This is a genomic window from Anianabacter salinae (assembly GCF_019061145.1).
Taxonomy (GTDB): domain Bacteria; phylum Pseudomonadota; class Alphaproteobacteria; order Rhodobacterales; family Rhodobacteraceae; genus Anianibacter; species Anianibacter salinarum.
On the sequence record NZ_JAHQZS010000013.1, the window covers coordinates 1 to 18427 of the forward strand.

Consider the following 18427-nt stretch of genomic DNA (forward strand, 5'->3'; position numbering starts at 1 on the left):
CCGCGACCGCCGGTCTCTCGCCACCGTCCGGGAATATCTCACCCTGCCCCCGGAAAAACTCCGCGCGCTGCTGGAGCTGATGCAGGACAGCGATGCGGCGGGCGGGCTGATCGCCCGCGCCGCCAACCGCTTCCTCGGCAAGGCGGATCGCGAAGCAGCTTCCGTCCTGTCGAACGCGCAGCGCCACACGCATTTTCTGGATAGCCCGCGCATTGCCAAAGTCCTGTCGCGGTCAGATTTCCACTTCTCCGATCTACGCCACCGGATCACTTCGGTGTTTCTGGTGCTGCCCCCGAACCGGATGGACGCCTACAGCCGCTGGCTGCGCCTTCTGGTGTCTCAGGCCCTTCAGGACATTGCACGGGACGCTGAGGCGTCCGTGAGGCCCCTGAGCGGCCCTACAGACGCTCAGGGAGGCACACAGCGCCTCAAGACGCCCACGCTGTTCCTCCTGGATGAGTTTGCCGCTCTGGGACGTCTGGAGGCCGTGGAGCGCGCCATGGGGCTGATGGCGGGATATGGCCTCCAACTCTGGCCAATCCTGCAGGACATGAGCCAGCTCAAGGACCTCTACGGCGAACTCGCAGGCACATTCATTGCCAATGCCGGGGTGCAACAGGTGTTCGGGGTCAATGACTTTGAAACGGCCAAGTGGCTGAGCCAGATGATGGGTCAGGAAACCACCGGCTACCAGACCGATAGCTACAAGCCGGGGGATAACCCCAGCTTCAGCAACAACCTGACGGGCCGCGATCTGCTCACCCCCGATGAAATCATGCAGCTCCGCCCGGAAAACCAGCTCCTGCGCGTGCAGGGGCAAGCCACCGCCGTAGCGCAGAAGCTGCGCTACTACGCCGATCCCGAGTTCAAGGGGCTGTTCGTCCCGCAGGACCAGTAATCTCAAGGACGCCTCCCGATGCCAGACCAGCCCGACCTCCCTGCCCTCTCCGACGATGATCTGCGCGAAACACTCGATCTCATGGCCACAGCCGTCGCCAGCATGTCCGACAGGATCGACGATCTGACCACCGTGGCGGACAAGCAGATCAAGGTTGCAACGGAAGCGCGGATCGCGGCCTTTGCCGCACGGGACCAGACCAATCCGAAAAAATACGGGGATCTTCTGGGCCAGACCCTCGACAGCCACCTGGGCGCAACCGCTGACGCGATGACAGAGATTGTCAGACGCCTTGGCGTCCAGACGGACAAGACCATCGGGGCCTTGGCCAAATCGGAAGATGACAGGTCCACAGCCTATCGAGCGGTGTTCGAAAGGGAACAGAAAGCGGATCGCCTCAAAAGCCGCCTGCCCTGGTTTGGTCTGGGTGCATTGGTTGTGGCCCTGGTGCTGACGGTGACGCTTCCTCGTTTCTTAGCCAGCAACGCGTCCACATGTGCTGTCCTTGGGGCGTCATGGACCACGACAACCACGGGTGTCGATGCCTGCGTGTTCTATCGACGGTAATGGATGAAGCCCTGTCGGTGATTGTCTCAACCTGACAGGCTGTGTGTTATATATGTGTTAGATACTGTGTTACGCGAATCGAGCGCTCGCCTATGATATTGAAAAATATACCTTAATCTGACCTGTTTTGAGCTTCTGGTGGGTGATATTACGATAAGGGGTGTGTGATCTTACGAAAGCTGGTGGGTGATACTACGAAAACCTGTTTGGTGGGTGATACTACGAACCCCTTGCCTTGGTGGGTGAAATTACGAATAGTAGAGGCATGGTGGGTGAAATTACGAAACCGGATCGGACGCCTCTTCTCCCCTTGCGGCACGCGCAGGGGGATTTCTTCGTTTGTGATATCTTCGACGCTGCGCCCAAGGGCGACATGGCGTCAATGGCGCATCCTATTTTCACCCTCTCGACCAAGCCTGACACCAAAAAACGACGCTATGTGGCTACCGATGGAAAGAGCTACGTTGAAATCAGACCCAACATGATCGGCCTCGCAACTGTCCACGACCGTGACGTGCTGATCTACTGTATTTCCCAAGTAATGGCGGCTCTGAACGACGGAAAACAGGTTCACCGAACCCTTCGATTCAAGGCGTACGACTTACTTGTCGCGACAAACCGCCCAGTTGCAGGAACCGGTTACAGCGGTCTGAAAGCCGCGCTCGAACGTCTCCAAGGGACGCAGATCGAGACAAACATCACCACGGGCGGCGTTGAACAGATTGACGGCTTTAGCCTGATAGACCGTTATCGCATTGTTCGCGAAACCCGCGATGGCCGGATGCTCGATCTAGAAGTCACCCTTTCCGATTGGGTCTTCAACGCCATTGCCGGTGATGACGTTCTTACGCTCAACCGTCGCTACTTCCAGCTCCGCAAGCCTCTGGAGCGCCGTCTGTATGAGCTGGCACGCAAGCAATGCGGGATGCAACCGGAATGGAAATGCGGTCTGGACAAGCTGAAGGACCGAACCGGCTCCACATCTTCCGATAAGGAATTTCGGCGTCTCGTCAAAGCAATCTGTAAGGCTGACGAGGAACATAACCACATGCCGGACTATGCCTTCCGAATGGAAGCAGACATCCTCACGGTAACGCCCAAACCGGAATTTCTGGAGAACTATGCGCCCAAACCAGAACAGGACAGACTGACCGGTGGCTATGTCCTGCCTCTCTCGCCTGATACGCTGGAACGGGCGCGGGAACTGGCTCCGACATGGGACATCAAGGTTCTGGTGGGAGAGTGGCGGACCTACTCCGCCAGACAGAAAGAACCACCAAAGAACCCGGACGCCGCGTTCCTCGGTTTCTGCAAGAGCTGGTTCAAGAAACGCGGTCGCAACGGCTGGTAGAGTAATTACTCAAACACTCATTTTTTCAAATACTCAGACCAAAGATCACGGGTGATGTCGGAGATTGTCCGGCCCTCCTCGACCGCCTTGATCTTTATTTTGCGATAAAGTGTCTCCTCGATCTCGGCATTCAGGCGCTTCTTCTTCTCAGTCGTCTCGGTGACTTCGTGCAGGATGCGTTTGCGGGCCTCGTCGCCACGGCTTGGACGTTTAGCGGAAAGGGCCATCACGCGACCTCCCGTGTCGCGGTTGCAAGCACTGCCAGTATTTCGTTGCTCAGCGCCGTGGTCTCCGCCCTTGCCTTCGCATTGTCGGCGTCGAATACGGTCAGCCCTTCCGATGCCGTCTGAGGGTAGACTTGGCGTTGTGTTATGGTCGTCTCACAGACAGGCAAGGCGTAGTCGTCCAGCGCGGTTCGCACGTCACTGCCCAGCCGGGTTCCTTCCACGACACGGGAGACCACAAACCCGGCGCGCGGCGATCCGTCAGTGACCTCTTGTCGAGCCTTGATGAAATCCACCAGGTCCGACGCGGCCCAAATGTCGTATGGCGATGGTTGAACGGGGATAAGAACGAAGTCGCTGACCTTGATGCAGGCGGCGATCATGTCTTCTAGTTTTGCCGCGCCGTCGATTACCACGTAGTCGTAGTTTGCCGCCATACTTGTCAGCGTCTTGACGTTGTTGGGACGGTCCAGCGCGACCAGCTCGATGGGATTGTCTTCGCAGGCTGCGTGCCAGTCACGTGCGCTGCCTTGTGGATCGCTGTCCACGATCAGAACCGAGTATCCCATCTCGTGCAGCGATCTGGCGAGATTGGTGCTGATGGTGGTCTTGCCGCTGCCACCTTTCGGATTCAGGACGGAAATTATGCTCATTGCTCTGCCTCATGTGTGTATTTACTCAAAAGTGTAACTGAGTATTTGAGGTGCGGCAAGTTTGGTGTGAACTGATGCCCGGCATCCATCCGCAAGAAAGTGAGTGACAAACGGGCCACTCATTTACTCAAAGACTCATGTGAGGAGAGTATGGGGCAGGGGCGCAGCACGAATGCTATGGACGTGCTATGGCTACCCCTGTCGCGCCCTGACCTCGCCGATGAAATCCCCCACAGACCAAAGCCAGCCGCGCTGCGCCTCTGTGTAGCTTCTATGAACAGGTGAGGGGACCACGAGCTGAAGGCTCGACGCCTCCATCTGGTCTGTCTGCGGTTCGGATATCCCCGGCTCCAGCGTCAAAAGGTGCTTGCGGCTGATCTTCTCGGCTTCCGCCAGAACCTGTCGCCAGCGGTCCTTGCAGGTAGATTTGGCTCCCAGCATCGTCAGGCGGGGGTCTCCATCGGCTGGGGCGGCCTGATAGGTCTCCAGATTGGGGAACAGGAAGTCGGGCTTGTGCTTGTGTTCCGTGATCGCGCCCCGGACATGCTGGATGTCGTGTGCCCTCAAAACAGCGGCCATGTGGTTTTCCAGTGAATGCCCCATGCGGGATTTGCGCCGGTTCTGGACGCTGAGGGAAAAACTGATGAATCCGTCCACATCTGTGCCGTCCACACTCGTGAACCCAGCCTCGATCCGCGAGGATACTACCCTGCGCTCCAGTCGCCGGAAGAGGGCTTCCTCGTGGTCCAGCCATGCGATGAGCGCCGCGTCGGGATCGTCCTCGGCGCGGACCTCGGGCAGGGTGAGGCGGGCAAGATCGGAAAACTCGGCCGTCTTCGGGAACGTGGTGCCAAACCTGTCGATGATGCTGTCCAGCTTGTCGGCCTCGGGTTCCTCGAACTCGACGCCAATCTCGTCCAGAATGAAGCGGGCGGCGAAGTCCAGCTCCGGCTCCTCGTCCGAGAACTCGCGCGATACAAACGACTTGCCTTCCGGGCGCAGGCCGAACAGCCAGAAAAGCTGCTGCTCGCTGGTGGACCCCTCCGGGGCCACAATGAACCACAGGACGCCGCCCTGGTCCTTGGCAAGGAACAGGGTATCTCCGGCCTTCATGGCTTCCGTGACGGGATTGGACGGGTAGTAGAGCCGCCATTCGGCAGCACGAGGCTTGTTGAGGCGTGCGTCGTAGTGCGTAGCCCAGCTCTCCTCGGTGAAGCCCTCTTGATCACCGCCCAGCCAAATATAGATCGCTGGGAACTTCTCCTGATGGTTCTCGCCCAAGAAGTCGTCCCGCATCTTCTTCGTCGTGCCGACCTCGTGCTGGTTCGAGGTTTTCGGCTCGGCATCGACGGCGGACAGACGCTTGACCCCCACGCCTTCGAAATAGTCAGACAGTTGCCCGCGTTTGATCACCGCTCACCTCCAGTATTTTTATATCAGATTTCAACCATGTGGCGCATTGATCGGCAACGCTTTCCAAGGGTAGGCGGGTCTTGCCCTTCAGGGCGCATTCCCAGACGGTTCCGATGCGCCACCCTGTCTCGGACAGGGCCTGATGCTGAAGCTGGTCGCGCTCGATATTCTTTCCGATCTTGTCACGCCAGAAGTCCTCCCGACTTCCAGGCCAGCGAAACAGGTGGCAGTCGTGGCCGTGCCAGAAACAACCGTGAACGAAGATCACTGCACACCTGCCCGCAAACACAAGATCGGGCTTTCCGGGCAGGTCCTTGCGGTGAAGCCGAAACCGGAATCCGCGCCGGTGAAGCGCGGACCTGATTGCCAGCTCGGGTTTGGTGTTCTTGCCTTTGACCGCTGCCATCATCCGGCTTCGGGTTGCGGTTGTGACGGTATCCGCAGGCATTACTCCGCCGCGATACCGGGTTCGGATAGGGGGAGCTGAGCCTGCATGGTGGCTGGCACTTCCCGTCCATCCAGCTCCATTGCATCAAAGATGCGCGGTTGCATGAGCTGTGCGACAGCGCTGACGACAGGCACTACAACCGCATTGCCGAACTGGCGGTAAGCCTGTGTGTCGGAGACGGGGATTTTCCACTCGGTCTGTCGGGGTTTCTCGAATCCCATCAGGCGCGCGCATTCGCGCGGTGTTAGACGGCGCGGGCGGTTGCCCTTCTGCTCGATCAGGATTTCAGAACCGTCCTTATAGTATCGGGCAGAAAGGGTGCGGGCCACGTCCTTGGGGCCAAAGAGGGAAAATCCGAACCCGTTCCCGGCGCTGCGATGCTTCTCCTTGTAGCCCTGAAGGTAATTCCACATGTGTTCGGTGAGCGTGTATTTCGGATCAACGTCCCTATCGAGGATCGTGCCAAGCGTTGGACCGTCGCCCTCAGGCACGGCAAGTTGATTGAAGTCGAACTCGATGCTGTGATCCTTAAATCCGACGATGAAGATGCGCTCGCGCTTCTGCGGCACCCAAGGCGTCGAGCTGATCACCTTGTAGAACACGCGATAGCCCAGCTCGTTCTCCAGTACGTGGATGATCGTGGCGAAGGTTTTGCCGCCATCATGGCGCTCAAGGTTCTTCACATTTTCCAGCAAGAAGGCAGGGGGGCGGTGATGGTCGATAATCTTGGCCAGATCGTAGAACAGCGTTCCCTGCGTGTCGCACAGGAAGCCGTGGGGCCGACCAAGCGCGTTCTTCTTGCTCACACCGGCAATTGAGAATGGCTGACACGGAAACCCGGCCAGAAGAACGTCATGGGCGGGGATCGTATCCGGCGCGTTCGCATAGGGCCGCACGTCTTCCGCGAAGACATGCTCACTGTTTGCAGGCTCAGGGAAATTGGCGCTGTAGGTCTCGCGGCTGAACCGATCCCACTCGGCCGTGAACACACAACGTCCGCCGATAGCCTCGAAGGGAAGGCGCAGCCCGCCGATCCCCGCGAAGAGGTCAATGAAGCGGAAACCCTCGGAACGCTTGCCGGTGCAGCGGGCGTCGGCTGTCTGGCGCAACTTCTCCAGCCGGAGCTGGTCGATGCGCTTGCCTTCGCCTTTCATGTTGCGGCGGATCGTCCGGTCACTCACGCCCAGAAGTTCCGCCGCTGTGTCGATGTCGAGACCGGCGCGCTCCATCAACTCTGCAAATTCTGTCCGTGGATGCGCGTTCATGTGTCTGCCCCTGTCCCGTGTCTGTTATTGACAACATGTCATAATCTGTCCCAGCATATTTGGAAACCCCGTTTCTTGTATTTGTTCATTCTTTGTTCTGATGGCGTTAAGACCGAACCGCGCGGGATGGGAAGATTTTCAGACATGATCCCAAGCCACTTCGGTGGCGGGATACTACTCGCGTAGGGGCGCAAAGCGGCACAGAGGTTCCCGCCCTCTGCGGATAACCGACTTGGTTAGAGCAATTCGCAAGCATGACAGTCATTTGGTCTGATGTTCATCGAAGGCTGAATATCGAGCTTGGCCCCGCGCCTTTCGGTTTTTGCCAAGACGAGTGCTGTCAATCCGCCGTTGCAGGTAGCTGACCAGTGCCTCGAACCTCTCTTCAGGAAGATTGTCCCACTTGGCCCCGAATTCACGCTCGATGCTCTTGTAAAGTACGGCGTGGCGAACATTCCCTTTGCCAACCTCAGCTCGTTTGAAATCATGGTATCTGTCGATCAGATACTTCGCGTAGTTTCGCCGGGAGTAGCTGGCTGAGATCGTCCCTGACATCGGCGCGACATTTATAGATGTTTTCAACGTTTGAACGGAAATACTGTTCGCGACCATACCGTGATTGTCGCCTGAGACCGTCACCGTGTTCGAGTTTGCAGTGCCTGACGCTTTGGGTCTCACGTTACCGCCCTGCTCGGCCTCGAACTTCGCGCGATGAACATCCCGGGCGGATATCCTTCTATCCTCGATCTTCTGATGGCAGTTGGCGCATGTCAGGAGAAGGTTTTCGGCTGAGTGCTCTTGAACTACAGCGTGTGGTTCGATGTGATGAATCTGCAAAGTCGAAACGTCCTGCTCGCCGCAGAAGGGACATTGCGCGCCAAACTGCTGATAGATCGTCTTTTCGAGGCGTTTCGGAAGAGCCTTTCTCGTCGTCATGAAATATCCAATCTGTCTGTCGGCCCTTCGCCTTCACCCGCTGCGATGTCCTCCTCCAGTTTCAGAATCTGGCGGCAGACCTCGTGGGGGTCTCGCGGCGAAAACATGAACTCAAGCGCCTCGCGCCAAACCAGCATGTTGATCGCGGCACCGTCGTGCTGAGCGGCATAATATTCGTTGGCTGGTTCCCCGTGCCGATGGTCCATACACAGAACACGAGTAGGACTGATCGGAAAGATCACTGATGTTTCCAGGTTTTTTATACCGCGAAAGTGAAGGTCGGGATGTAGAAAGGTAATTGGCTGATCCGATGTAATGAAAACGGGTTCGTCCGATGCGACCATGGCCCACCTCATGCCAAGGAACATCTTGGCGATGTCTCCGCAAGAATTCATCATGTCGAACCAGTTGCGCTTGAGATCATCCTCAGAAGCGTTCGCATGTTCTGACCATGAAGAGTGGTCCAGCGCGATCCGTTTCCCTCCGATAATCACGGCATCCGGCAAGCCCCGAGGCCCGGTGAAGGCATCCACGAAAGACTGGTGGATACGCGTCGAAAGCTCGAAGTGAGCAGGATTTCTGACAAACATAGTAGCTGCCAGAAGGGCGACCATTTTGCGAATGCTCTGGTTTGACAGGTCTACAAAACCGGTTTGCAGGGCTTTCCAAGGTTTTGAAGAGAAGAACTGCTCGAGATCGGCAAATCGCTTTTCCTGAGCGTCGTCACGTTGACCTTCTTTATTCCTGACAACATACAGATGGTTTCTGACGGCCACCCGGTCGATGCGCTTCAACTCAGCATCATCTTCCTGATTACTCAAACGCCAGATACGTGGCGGTTTTCGATTATCCGCTGCGAATGCCTTTAGATAAGCTTGCGGCACCCAATGGCATCGGCGAGTGGGTTTCGATCCAGAACTCATGCTCTCCGCACGGTCCTCTCGCTGACTTTGAACAGTCGCGCTATCTCTGGAACCGCGCGGTGTTCGTCGTCCCTCATGCGGCGCACCTCATCCTTTTGAGCGGGCGACAGGGCAGGGGGCCTTCCTCCAATCCGGCCCCGCTTTCGCGCAGATGCCAAGCCTTCTCTGGTCCTCTCCGAAATCCGCTCCCGCTCGAACTGGGCAATGGATGCAAAAACATGGAACACAAGACGGCCGGCCGGCGTCGTCGTGTCGATGTCCTCAGCTAGGGAACGGAAGTCGGCTCCGCGCGCGCGGATCGTCTCGACAATCTCCAGCAGGTCTTTCATCGAGCGCGCCAGGCGGTCGTACTTGGTGACGGTCACAACGTCGCCATTGCGGAGCTGGTCCAGCATCCTGTCCAGCTCCGGTCGAGCGCGCTTCGATCCGCTGATCCGGTCCGCGAAAATCTTCCCGGCTCCAGCGTCCGAAAGCGCGTCAGTCTGTGAATCAAGGCTCTGGTCGTCAGTGCTGACGCGGGCATATCCAATGATCATGTCTCAGTGTGCCAAAAACCTGCCAAAACCGCAAAGGTTTTGCCGGGGGTTTTTGGCATGGCTAAGCGACTGATCCTACTCGGAACAGGGCAGGGCGGCAGAAACGACCGTTTGTGCCATCAGCGGAATCCACCGGTTTTTGACTGACATGCATGCAAGACCGTTGATCGTCATATCGAAATAAGTCCTCGTGGCAGTCTCAATTGGAAATCGCTGTAGTCCGAGATTTTTATACACAACAGTCCGAGATTTTTATATCCATATTCCGATATCGGCTCGTCAGAGTGGCTTTTAGCAGCCAACTTGGTGCCACCAGCACAAGGAAACCAAGCCATGATGACACAACATGCACTTCAACGATGCCAAGAGCGCGGCCTGCGCAACTCCTTCGTTCAAGCGATCCTGGATCATGCCGACTTGGATGAAGCTGCGGGTGATAATTGTCGCCGCCTGCGGGTTTCGTACACGCGAGCCCGACACCTCAATGTCGATGACAGCTTAGCTCGCTACGCGGTCATCTGGAGCGATGATAGCGCACGTATCGTGACCGTTCTCCCCATCACGCGCCGGTTGCGTTCCAACTCCAATCTGCGCAGCAACCGAGGAGGACGTGGCCGTGGATGATCGCGATGCAAAGAGAGCCGAAATAGCCGAACGTGATCTCGCCGCTCTTCGCTGGTGGCAGGCGGAAGCCGAGCGTGGCGCCAAACTTGGCAGGCGCACAGACCGGCTCCATGCCGCGCTGCACTTGGCTGAAGCTTGGCAGAAGGCCAAAGCGAAAGGCCTGAACAAAGAGCGGTTCCAGGACATGGTGCTGGAAACCATGCACAGCACTCACGGCCGCACCGAGAGCTTCAAGCTCGCCAACTACACTCTACCAAGGAAGTTCTCCGAGGTAACCGAAGGCGTCATCAAGCAATACAAAACCCGCAGCGAGCCTTCGCAGCGGCTGGAACCCTACCTCATCGCCATTACTATTGCTGCAATCCACTGCGGGGCTGATCCCGAACAGTGGAAAATGGACATGCTCCGGCAAACCCGCCTTTGGCATAATAGCCGCAACAACACCAAGGCGCTGCCGGAAGACAACCGCGGCTACGAGAACCTTGCTGTTCTCCTGAATAGCCTTTGCGCCGAGATTGCGCGCCGACATGAACTCGACAACGCCTATGCGGCGATCAAAGCCATGAACTGTCGTTGGGAGATGATCCAGGACCGGTTGCTCGCCACGGATGTATCCTGCATGCAATGGCTGGATAGCCCGATCAGTCCTCACTACGCGAACTGCGAGTATTTCGAAGAGGCCGTGCCCTACCCGTCCGTGGAACTTCTGCGGATACCCTATCTCGTCGTTGAAACCGGATTCCGTCTCGCACCGGAGGGCGTCCTTCGTCCACTGGACGCTGCCGCGCTTGCCTCGGGCGATCACCTTCCTCCTGGCATGGGCATTACGAACCTTTCCAGCAAGACGGCTTACGGTGTGCCCGCCGGTTTTCCGGGCGTGTCCCGCGCCAGCGGACAGCTCACCTACTATCGTGAAATTCACCTTTGCGTCGTGCCGGATGGGAGGGGTGGCTTCGGCGCGGCACTCCAGTCCCGCCCGAGGGTCGAGGTTAGTTTCCCAGAAGGGGATATCTGGGCTGGAACACATCAAGTGAATGGCGCAATCGACCCCGCACTCGGAAATGGCTTGTTCTACGCTCGCCATGCAGACGGTGGCCATGTCTGGCCTACGGTGACACTCAGTTCGGGCGAAGTTTGGCGGCTCCAGCCCGAGGAAGACACCTGGATACCCGAGAGTCTAACGCTTCGCGACCCGGGAGGGGCGGAGTGGGAATTCGACGCTGATCCTGTTGCCGCTCCAGGCGAGGTCGTGGCCGAACCGTGGTATCTCTCTTTCACGGGGGCTACGCCACTTCATCTGCGTCACTGGCTTGACGGAGAGTGGGCGCTCGGCGCTGTAAACGCCGTGAGTTGCTTCGCAAGAGAGAGGTTTGCCTCTGATCGCTACGACACCGATCTGCCACCTCGCCGCGAAATGCTGTTCCCACAGGGCGGCCCGTCTAGCGACCTGGAAATGAGTCTGCACAATGGCCTCATGGAAGAGGCGCTGGACACATCTGCCGCCCAACTTTCACGCCAAGTGGCCGAGCTTCAGAGCACACATAGAAGCGCCAGTGAACGCCACGTACAAACCCTTCTCAAGAAATGGCTCGCCTAAAACTCGGCCCGTTACCATCTAGGATAAATTTATGAACCATATTCCCACACACGGCCATGCTACCGAAGACCGGCAACTTCGTATCCGAGAGCGAGAAATAGATGACCTGTTCGCGAAGGCGTTTCAAACGTCGCCAGAGTTTTGCAACAGAGTCCGTGAATGTTTGGGACTGTCCGGCTCTGGCGTCGCAAATCACGTCGGCACCCAACAAGTTCACTTTGAGGATTCCGGCACAATCGACCTCGACGTAATCCTTTCCTCAGAGCGCCTGCTGATCGAAAACAAGATCAGTGCATATTGGTCGCATGTGAACGGTGTTGCTCAGCCAGAACGCTACGTGAGGTCAGGTGCCGGTTACAGTGGAACCACGGTCTTGCTGGCACCCAGGTCCTATCTCAGAAAATCGGTGAAGGCGGCGATGTTTGACAAAACTCTGTCCTACGAAAGCCTTCTGTCTGAATTCTCTGGGCCGGATTACGATTTGCTGGCGGCAGCGATAGATCAAGCAGAAGTCCCCCCTGAGAACCCAAGCGATGTACAAACCGCATTCTTTCAAAGCTTCGGCGCGCTACGTGCCAGAATTGCACCTCAGATCACAGAGAAGAAGCGCGACCGGAACAAGGGATCGCACACGGTTCACCTTGATGTTCCGAAGAGCCTTACTCTGCACGCCGGATTACCAAAACCGAAGGTATTTCTTCAATTCGTAGAGGCGAACGTAAAGCTGATGATACCCAAGTGGGGATGGCATATTACCGAAATCCAACGCGCGGGAGGACTCGAAAACACCGGGATCGCTCTACGGCAAGTGGGTCGAGTAGGAACGCTCGCCCTGCAACTTCCTACTCCGCCTATCAATTGCAAAGGTCCGTTCGAACCAGAGCGCGAACGTGCGGCTGAAGCCATTATGACGACTGGACGCTTGTGCAAGTGGTGGGATAATAATCCAGACATTCTGCAACACTGGCAACAGGTCGTGGAGCGCCTCAGTCATGACGCATGATGGTATCTTCATGCCGGGCATCGCATGCCCGTCCGCGCGAAGCGCCGGGCCTGTCGGCGGGTGGCCTTCAGGTTGCCCGCCGACAGGTCACCCTGAAACCGCCCCGCCCAGGATCACGCCACAACGCAAAAAGGCCCCCACCTGCTGACGGGGGCCTTAATCATTTCGGCGGTGCGGGCTGCTACTCGGCGGCCATCCGGTCGGCCTGCACGGTACGGTCCATGATGTAATCCACGGCCTTCTGCGCCTCCGACGCGGCGCGGAAAATCGCGCGACTGTCCTCCTTCATCGCGGCAAGCCACCCCTCGACATAGGCGGCGCTCTGGCCGAATTCAGGCTCCACCCCGATCTGTGCGCAAAGCATGCAGTTTCCGATTTCTGCGACCAGCTCCTCGAACGCGTAAGCCTTGCGGTCGTTGAACCGGCGCAACCGGTCAAGCCGCTTTGTCGCCCCTGTCCAGTGGGTCAGCTCATGGGCCAAGGTGCCGTAATACCCTGCGGCCCTGTGAAAGGTCGCGATCGGCGGCATGTGGATGCGGTCGGTCTTAATGTTGTAATAGGCGCGGGGCTCCTCGGTCACGTCGATCTGCGCGCCACTCGCGGCAAAGAATGCCTCCAACGCGGGGTCGGCCACGGTGCCAAGATCACGCGGCGGATTGGGCAGGATGTAGAATTCAGCGGGCAAGCCCTCGATCTGATCAGCGTTGAACACGCGGTAGGCCTTGGCATAGGGGATCTGACGCTCTTCGCCGTTATCGTCCTCGCGCTCGACAGTACCGTATTTCACCACGGTTGCGGATTTCTCGCCCTTGCGGACATGGCCCCCAAGCTGCTTGGCCTGATTGAACGTCATCCAACGGGCTGAGCTGTAGTCCTTGGCCATCGCCGTGGCCCAAAGCATCAGGATGTTGATGCCCCGATAGGCTTCGCCGTTGAACCGTTCCGGCAAGCTGACCGATGCCCCGCCGCCAGTCCACGGCTTGCGCCAGGGCGGCGTTCCCGCCTCAATCTGCGTGATGATCTGGTTGGTGACATGGGTGTAAACGTCAAACTTCTCTGCGGTCATTTGTGACCCTCCTTTGAGTGACGCGGGCCGGGTCTCTTCCCCTTTCCGCCAATGGGCGGGCCTTCCTGTTCTGATCTTTGGAATGCCCATGCATTCCGAAGGGCAGAGCAGGTAAGGGCAAAGCCCGTCCTGCGGCCTGGCGGGGCCGTGACAACCGGGTGGAGGGCGTGAATTTGGGAGGGAACCGCGCGCCTGCGCGTGGGAGGAACCGGAATTCTCGACCGGAACCGACGCCACCGGCGGCGCTTGCCGGTTTTCTCGGACCTGCCGGGATGGCAGGCGGATCAACAGGGTTTGAAAACTGTCAGGGCTGGGGTGAGCGGGCCTCAGCCCGTCGATCCCCTGCCCTGTCTATCGCTTGAAGCGAACTCGGCGCACTGCCGGGTTCACTGGATTTAGATCAAGGCCACAGGATATGCTTTTGCCGAATGCAAGAAAGGCGAACGGGGGTGGTTTCTTTGATTCAAACGACACGGATCAGATTGAGAGGCCAACTGACTTCGTAAGCAGCCACACCTTCAACTTTGGCCAGTGTCCGAACAGCTAACGGAATTCGTTCGGCCACAAGAACGCCGTCGAGCCGACCATGTGCAAATTTGTCTTGCTTGCCGAGTGCGAGCAGATAGTCGGCCACTTGGCGGACAGCCTCGGGCTTCGCTTCGGCTCGTTTCAACTCGACGATGAGCCAGTCCCCGGTCACTCGGTCTCTGGCGAGAATGTCGATCCGCCGCGAAGTGAGACCGCCGTCCACAGGGAATTCGTCTTGCACAACATCGTAGCGTGTACTCCAAGGCGTCTGATCCCAGTTAGTGAGTATCTCGCGTTGAATCACATATTCTGTTGTGAAACCTGCACCATCATGGGTGTTACGGTTGAGGGCCAGAACCGAGTGGTCGAAGCCAGACAGCGCCTCAAGTGTTGGGATTACATCTTCACGCGTTACAACGAGATGGCCTGCTGTCTTGTTGCGTCCTTCGAAAACGAAGGGAATTTCTGCCGCGACAAACTGCTCGTGATATTTTCCATTGAAAACAGCGTGTCCGTAGTCGCCCCTCCCCTCACGGAAAGTGTCAATTGCAAGAGACCATTGTCCGCCCGGCCCCGGCGAGAACGCAAGATAGACGACTCCCCTCGGGTTCGGCCAGCGCGCGTTTTGGCGCGGATGATCATCGCGGATCATGCATTCCAAACCGCTCCTGAATGCCGTCTCGATCAGTTTTTCGACGGGTGGAGTGAGACGCCAATTCCGGGCGACGTAAGCCTCTGCTCCTTGTCGCACGAGAAGGCCGCCCTCTACCTCCTCGACCTTGATTCCATTTGAATATGCCCTGAGCACCACGCCTCCTCCATACAATTTATCATGCGGCAGCACCCTGAATAACGGTCGGTACGCTTGCCGCCTATCGGTGATCTCGACCAGCGCACCGCAGGCATCGAACAGACGGCCTCGATGCCGATGGAAGCGCGGCCTCGGTCACTGGCGCAAGGGCTGCGCGTCTGGTTTCTGATCAAACAGAACTACGCGCCCGTCTCCACTGCTCGGGCTGTTGACCAGCACAAACGGCACATCCGCCCCATCTTTCTCAAAAATGCAGCGGTATTTCATCTGGCCGTCGAGTGGATCACGCACCTGATCGTAGCGATAGCTGTGCCTGATGCCTTGGTCGATCCACGCTTCGACGCCCGCGCGCGTAACAAGTGACAGCGGTTCGCCGTCCAGCAGGATCGTCTCACCCACGTTGAATACTTCGTCCATCTTTTCGGTCTCCTCTAATTTGCCCTGTCAGGCCGCGTCACAGGCTGTGGCCTTCGCCACGATCCCTGTCCCGCGTGTTTTCCTGTTCGTTGTCATCGCGCTCCTGTTCACGGTCGTTGTCCGGCTCCAGCCGCTCGCGGGGCTTGTTCAGCACGTCCTTCAGGCGCTCGTTCACGGACGGCTTGCGATCCTCGCGCTCGATGTCCTCGGAACGGCCCTGCCTTTGACGCTGGGCCGGGGTCCGCGACGGTCTCGCGGCCTTCTCGCCAAGGTCATTTTCGCTGTACCCGTCCAGCTTGTGAACCGCCGCCTGGCCATCGCGCCCGGCGTCCTTCTCCATGATCTCTTTCAGCCGCTCTCGCGCATAATTGCGGCCTTCCGGTTTCGGCGTGTCGTCCTGGTCCCGTGACCGGCCCACGACCTGCGACAACCGCTCCCGAATATCGTCCGACGTGCGCCCGTCGCGATCTTTCGCGGTCGCGGCCCTGAGCGCCGCCAGACCGGCAGAGACGCGGCCCTGCCCCGCATCACGCTCGATGCCGTAGGTCTCCCGCGCGATATCCAGCCGCTCACGTATTTCGTGGAAAGCGGCGCGCGCCTGGCGGGCAGCATGGACCACGGCCCCTCGCTCGGTGACGGGGACGTATTCCCGGCCCTGGCGCTCGGCCATCTCCTTTGCACGCCGCTCCATGGAGTTGGCCGCTGGCCCCAGCTTCAGCTCGGGGTCGCGGTCCAGCTCCTCGGCGGACAGCTTGTCGCCACGATCCAGCGCCGTCTCGCGCTGCTTCTCAAGCGACCGGTGATCGACACGCTCGACTTCCCCGACACGCTCAAGCGCGCGGTTCTGCAACTCGGCCCAGAGGCCACGCATCTGCTCGATCTCGACGCCGCCCGTCTTCGCGGAATCGAGAACCCGCGTCTTGGCTGTGAAGCCCCCGGCTTCCAGCTTGCGGGTGGAGGTCAGGACATGGGCGTGATGGTTGCGCTGATCGCCTTCGCGGTGGGGCGCATGGATCGCCACATCGACGGCCACGCCATAGCGGCTGACCAGCTCCTGGGCGAAGTCGCGGGTGATCTGCGACCGGGCCTCGGCGCTGATCTCGGACGGCAGGGCCAGCTCCCATTCGCGGGCGGTGACGGAGTTGCGGCGGGTCTCGCTGGCCTCGGCCTCGTTCCAGAGGCGGGACCGGTCCGTGGCCCAGTCCGGCGCGTCCTTCGGAGCCAGGATGAAGGTCTCCTCGATGCCCTGCTTGCGGGTGTAATCGTGGACACGGCCTTCGCGCTGGCACTCGATGCGCTCCCCGACACGGTAGGCTGCTGCCGCCGTGGCAGAGCGCCCGGCGCTGCGTTTGATCGTCTTCACGGAGAGGTGGTAGCTGGCCATGCGCCCTCCCCTCGCCTGTGATGCAAACGCGCCCATGCGCCGGAGCTGAGCCGCGCCGATGCCCCGATATTGGCCACCGGATCAGCCGTCTTTTCTTCGTAGGATCGCGCCCCAAACCGGCGCGGTGCGAGAGGAAAAGACAACCCGCTCGAAGCGAGCCTCTGGCTCACTGAGGCGCGGGCTTGCCAGTGATCTGCCCCCAGATCCCCAGCCTCATGGGGGGCGGGATATGGGGGCAGATCACTGGCGGTTTGCCGAGGGCAAACTCGGCGTGGATCAGCACCGGCAGGTCCGACGATCCACGCCACCCGCAAGGGAGACGCCAGCGACAGACCGGCCCCCACCGTGGGGCATCGGGCGAGACGCTGGCGCGACCTTGCGGGGCGCGATCCAACCGCTGAGGTTGGTTCTGGAGGGTTTGGGAGGGCGAAGGCCGCTCCCATTCCGGCGCGCGTCGCGGCGGACGGTGTTCGCCATCGGCTGAGGTCTTGCCTCAAGGAGATCGCACGCAAATCTCGGAACCGCAGGTGGAGAGTTTGCATAAGTGCGCCCTTGTCCTTTACAGGCCTACGGGTAAGCGCTATCGGTTGATCTGGCAAGAGCAACTTCAACCTCAAGAATGTTTGGTTGCGAGGGTAGAGATTTGGCAGAAACAGAACTTGAGCGCGCCGAGAAACGGTATGCCCAGGCCAAGGCCCGGCTCCAAGCGCTAAAGAACCGGGAAAGCACCAGACAGCGCAAACTCGACACGCGGCGCAAGGTGATCCTGGGCGGCGCGCTTCTCGATCTGGCGGAGCGGGATTCCAGTGCCGCCACCATGCTCGACCGGCTGATCCGCAACCTGCCCCGAGAACAGGATCGCAAGGCCTTCGCCGACTGGGGGACGCCCTCCCCTGCACCTTCCAGCTCTGATCCGGACACGCCGTCCTGATGCGGGGCGTCATGCTTGTCTTTGGAGGGCTGTTTCGGTTCTTCGGTCGATTGATCTTCACGCCCATCCTGTTGGGCTGGATGATCGGCGCTGTCCTGTTCGGCGCGATGATCGGGGCACTTGTCGCCACGCCGTTCGTCTTCGCCTTCTTTGACCAGCCGCCCGGAGAAAGCGCATGGCAGTGGCTGGTCTTCGGGCCGTTCATTTTTGTCGGTGGCGTCTTCGGATTCCAGTATTGGCGCATGGCCTCCGGCGCGGACGCCTTCTTCGGGCTGACCGGCGACAGCCACGGCTCCGCCCGCTTCGCCAACCGCAAGGAGCTGAAGAAACTCCAGCGGGAAGACGGCCTTCTGATCGGGCGCAACCCGCACACCGGACGGCTGCTGCGCTATGACGGTCCGGCCCATCTGATCACCCTCGCCCCGACACGGGCCGGGAAAGGCGTCGGCACCGTCATCCCGAACCTGCTGGCGGCGGAACGCTCGGTCCTGGTCATCGACCCCAAGGGCGAGAATGCCCGGATCGCCGGGGAAGCCCGGCGGCGGTTCGGAACGGTCCACGTCCTCGATCCGTTTGAGGTCTCCGGGATGCCCTCTGCCGCCTACAATCCGCTCGACCGGCTGACACCGGACAGCCTTGATCTGGGCGAGGATGCGGCCTCCCTGACAGAGGCGCTGGTCATGGACCCGCCGGGCCAGGTGACGGAAGCACACTGGAACGAGGAGGCCAAGGCCATCCTCGGCGGCCTGATCATGTTCTGCGTCTGCCACGAGGACCGCGACCGCCGGTCTCTCGCCACCGTCCGGGAATATCTCACCCTGCCCCCGGAAAAACTCCGCGCGCTGCTGGAGC

20 protein-coding genes are annotated in these 18427 nt (G+C 59.3%); 8 read left to right on the forward strand and 12 right to left on the reverse strand.

Going from position 1 to position 18427, the window contains the following annotated elements; all coding sequences use genetic code 11:
• The 3 genes from KTJ87_RS18000 to KTJ87_RS18010 all read left to right on the forward strand — a co-directional run.
• The coding region (locus KTJ87_RS18000) for a type IV secretory system conjugative DNA transfer family protein (RefSeq protein ID WP_267140541.1) at nt 1-898 on the forward strand (898 nt) is incomplete at its 5' end.
• An 18-nt stretch (nt 899-916) separates the two neighbouring features.
• Nucleotides 917-1465 carry a hypothetical protein gene (locus KTJ87_RS18005; RefSeq protein ID WP_267140542.1) on the forward strand — a complete coding sequence of 183 codons (549 nt, stop codon included), beginning with the start codon at nt 917-919 and terminating at the stop codon, nt 1463-1465.
• 265 nt (nt 1466-1730) lie between these two features.
• Nucleotides 1731-2816 (forward strand): replication initiator protein A, encoded by a 1086-nt coding sequence (locus KTJ87_RS18010; protein WP_267140543.1) that lies wholly within the window; start codon nt 1731-1733, stop codon nt 2814-2816.
• A 17-nt stretch (nt 2817-2833) separates the two neighbouring features.
• Here KTJ87_RS18010 and KTJ87_RS18015 read toward each other — a convergent pair whose 3' ends face one another.
• From KTJ87_RS18015 to KTJ87_RS18050, 8 genes are all read right to left on the reverse strand, one after another.
• Nucleotides 2834-3043: a plasmid partition protein ParG gene (locus KTJ87_RS18015; RefSeq protein WP_267140544.1), complete on the reverse strand. Its 210-nt coding sequence runs from the start codon at nt 3041-3043 to the stop codon at nt 2834-2836.
• The gene (parA, locus tag KTJ87_RS18020; RefSeq protein ID WP_081508743.1) at nt 3043-3693 is read right to left on the reverse strand and encodes a ParA family partition ATPase; all 651 of its coding nucleotides are present in this window, start codon (nt 3691-3693) and stop codon (nt 3043-3045) included. Before parA ends, KTJ87_RS18015 begins: the two co-directional genes overlap by 1 nt.
• Before the next feature lie 192 nt (nt 3694-3885).
• On the reverse strand, nt 3886-5106 hold the full coding sequence (locus KTJ87_RS18025; protein WP_267140545.1) for a type II restriction endonuclease: 1221 nt from the start codon (nt 5104-5106) through the stop codon (nt 3886-3888).
• On the reverse strand, nt 5081-5512 hold the full coding sequence (locus KTJ87_RS18030; protein ID WP_407650519.1) for a very short patch repair endonuclease: 432 nt from the start codon (nt 5510-5512) through the stop codon (nt 5081-5083). The genes KTJ87_RS18025 and KTJ87_RS18030 overlap by 26 nt, the downstream gene beginning before the upstream one ends.
• Before the next feature lie 41 nt (nt 5513-5553).
• Nucleotides 5554-6819 carry a DNA (cytosine-5-)-methyltransferase gene (gene dcm / locus KTJ87_RS18035; RefSeq protein ID WP_267140547.1) on the reverse strand — a complete coding sequence of 422 codons (1266 nt, stop codon included), beginning with the start codon at nt 6817-6819 and terminating at the stop codon, nt 5554-5556.
• Between the two features lie 261 nt (nt 6820-7080).
• Nucleotides 7081-7755, reverse strand: coding sequence for an HNH endonuclease signature motif containing protein (locus KTJ87_RS18040; RefSeq protein WP_267140548.1), 675 nt, complete (start codon nt 7753-7755; stop codon nt 7081-7083).
• Nucleotides 7752-8678 (reverse strand): DUF4238 domain-containing protein, encoded by a 927-nt coding sequence (locus KTJ87_RS18045; RefSeq protein ID WP_267140549.1) that lies wholly within the window; start codon nt 8676-8678, stop codon nt 7752-7754. The genes KTJ87_RS18040 and KTJ87_RS18045 overlap by 4 nt, the downstream gene beginning before the upstream one ends.
• Nucleotides 8675-9214, reverse strand: coding sequence for a recombinase family protein (locus KTJ87_RS18050; protein ID WP_267140550.1), 540 nt, complete (start codon nt 9212-9214; stop codon nt 8675-8677). The genes KTJ87_RS18045 and KTJ87_RS18050 overlap by 4 nt, the downstream gene beginning before the upstream one ends.
• 333 nt (nt 9215-9547) lie before the next feature.
• Here KTJ87_RS18050 and KTJ87_RS18055 point away from each other — a divergent pair, with 333 nt between their 5' ends.
• The 3 genes from KTJ87_RS18055 to KTJ87_RS18065 are packed head-to-tail and all read left to right on the forward strand — an operon-like array spanning nt 9548 to nt 12438.
• The gene (locus KTJ87_RS18055) at nt 9548-9838 is read left to right on the forward strand and encodes a DUF4258 domain-containing protein (protein WP_157059017.1); all 291 of its coding nucleotides are present in this window, start codon (nt 9548-9550) and stop codon (nt 9836-9838) included.
• Nucleotides 9831-11435, forward strand: a complete 1605-nt coding sequence (locus KTJ87_RS18060; RefSeq protein WP_267140551.1) for a hypothetical protein — start codon at nt 9831-9833, stop codon at nt 11433-11435. The genes KTJ87_RS18055 and KTJ87_RS18060 overlap by 8 nt, the downstream gene beginning before the upstream one ends.
• A 31-nt stretch (nt 11436-11466) precedes the next feature.
• Nucleotides 11467-12438, forward strand: coding sequence for a hypothetical protein (locus KTJ87_RS18065; protein ID WP_267140552.1), 972 nt, complete (start codon nt 11467-11469; stop codon nt 12436-12438).
• 181 nt (nt 12439-12619) lie between these two features.
• On the opposite strand, the gene KTJ87_RS18070 is transcribed toward KTJ87_RS18065, so the two are convergent.
• The 4 genes from KTJ87_RS18070 to mobQ all read right to left on the reverse strand — a co-directional run bounded on the left by KTJ87_RS18070 (nt 12620) and on the right by mobQ (nt 16644).
• The gene (locus KTJ87_RS18070) at nt 12620-13504 is read right to left on the reverse strand and encodes an ArdC family protein (protein WP_267140553.1); all 885 of its coding nucleotides are present in this window, start codon (nt 13502-13504) and stop codon (nt 12620-12622) included.
• Nucleotides 13505-13967: 463 nt separating this feature from the next.
• Nucleotides 13968-14840, reverse strand: coding sequence for an endonuclease NucS domain-containing protein (locus KTJ87_RS18075; RefSeq protein WP_267140554.1), 873 nt, complete (start codon nt 14838-14840; stop codon nt 13968-13970).
• 138 nt (nt 14841-14978) lie between these two features.
• Nucleotides 14979-15260, reverse strand: coding sequence for a hypothetical protein (locus tag KTJ87_RS18080; protein ID WP_267140555.1), 282 nt, complete (start codon nt 15258-15260; stop codon nt 14979-14981).
• 37 nt (nt 15261-15297) lie between these two features.
• A complete protein-coding gene (gene mobQ / locus KTJ87_RS18085) occupies nt 15298-16644 on the reverse strand; it encodes a MobQ family relaxase (RefSeq protein ID WP_267140556.1) in 1347 nt (448 codons plus the stop codon).
• Nucleotides 16645-17287: 643 nt separating this feature from the next.
• Between mobQ and KTJ87_RS18090 the strand changes: the two genes are divergently transcribed.
• Together KTJ87_RS18090 and KTJ87_RS18095 are read left to right on the forward strand one after the other, a co-directional pair.
• A complete protein-coding gene (locus KTJ87_RS18090; RefSeq protein ID WP_267140557.1) occupies nt 17288-17575 on the forward strand; it encodes a mobilization protein in 288 nt (95 codons plus the stop codon).
• 11 nt (nt 17576-17586) lie between these two features.
• Nucleotides 17587-18427, forward strand: an 841-nt coding sequence (locus KTJ87_RS18095) for a type IV secretory system conjugative DNA transfer family protein (protein WP_267140558.1), incomplete at its 3' end; no start/stop codon positions are given.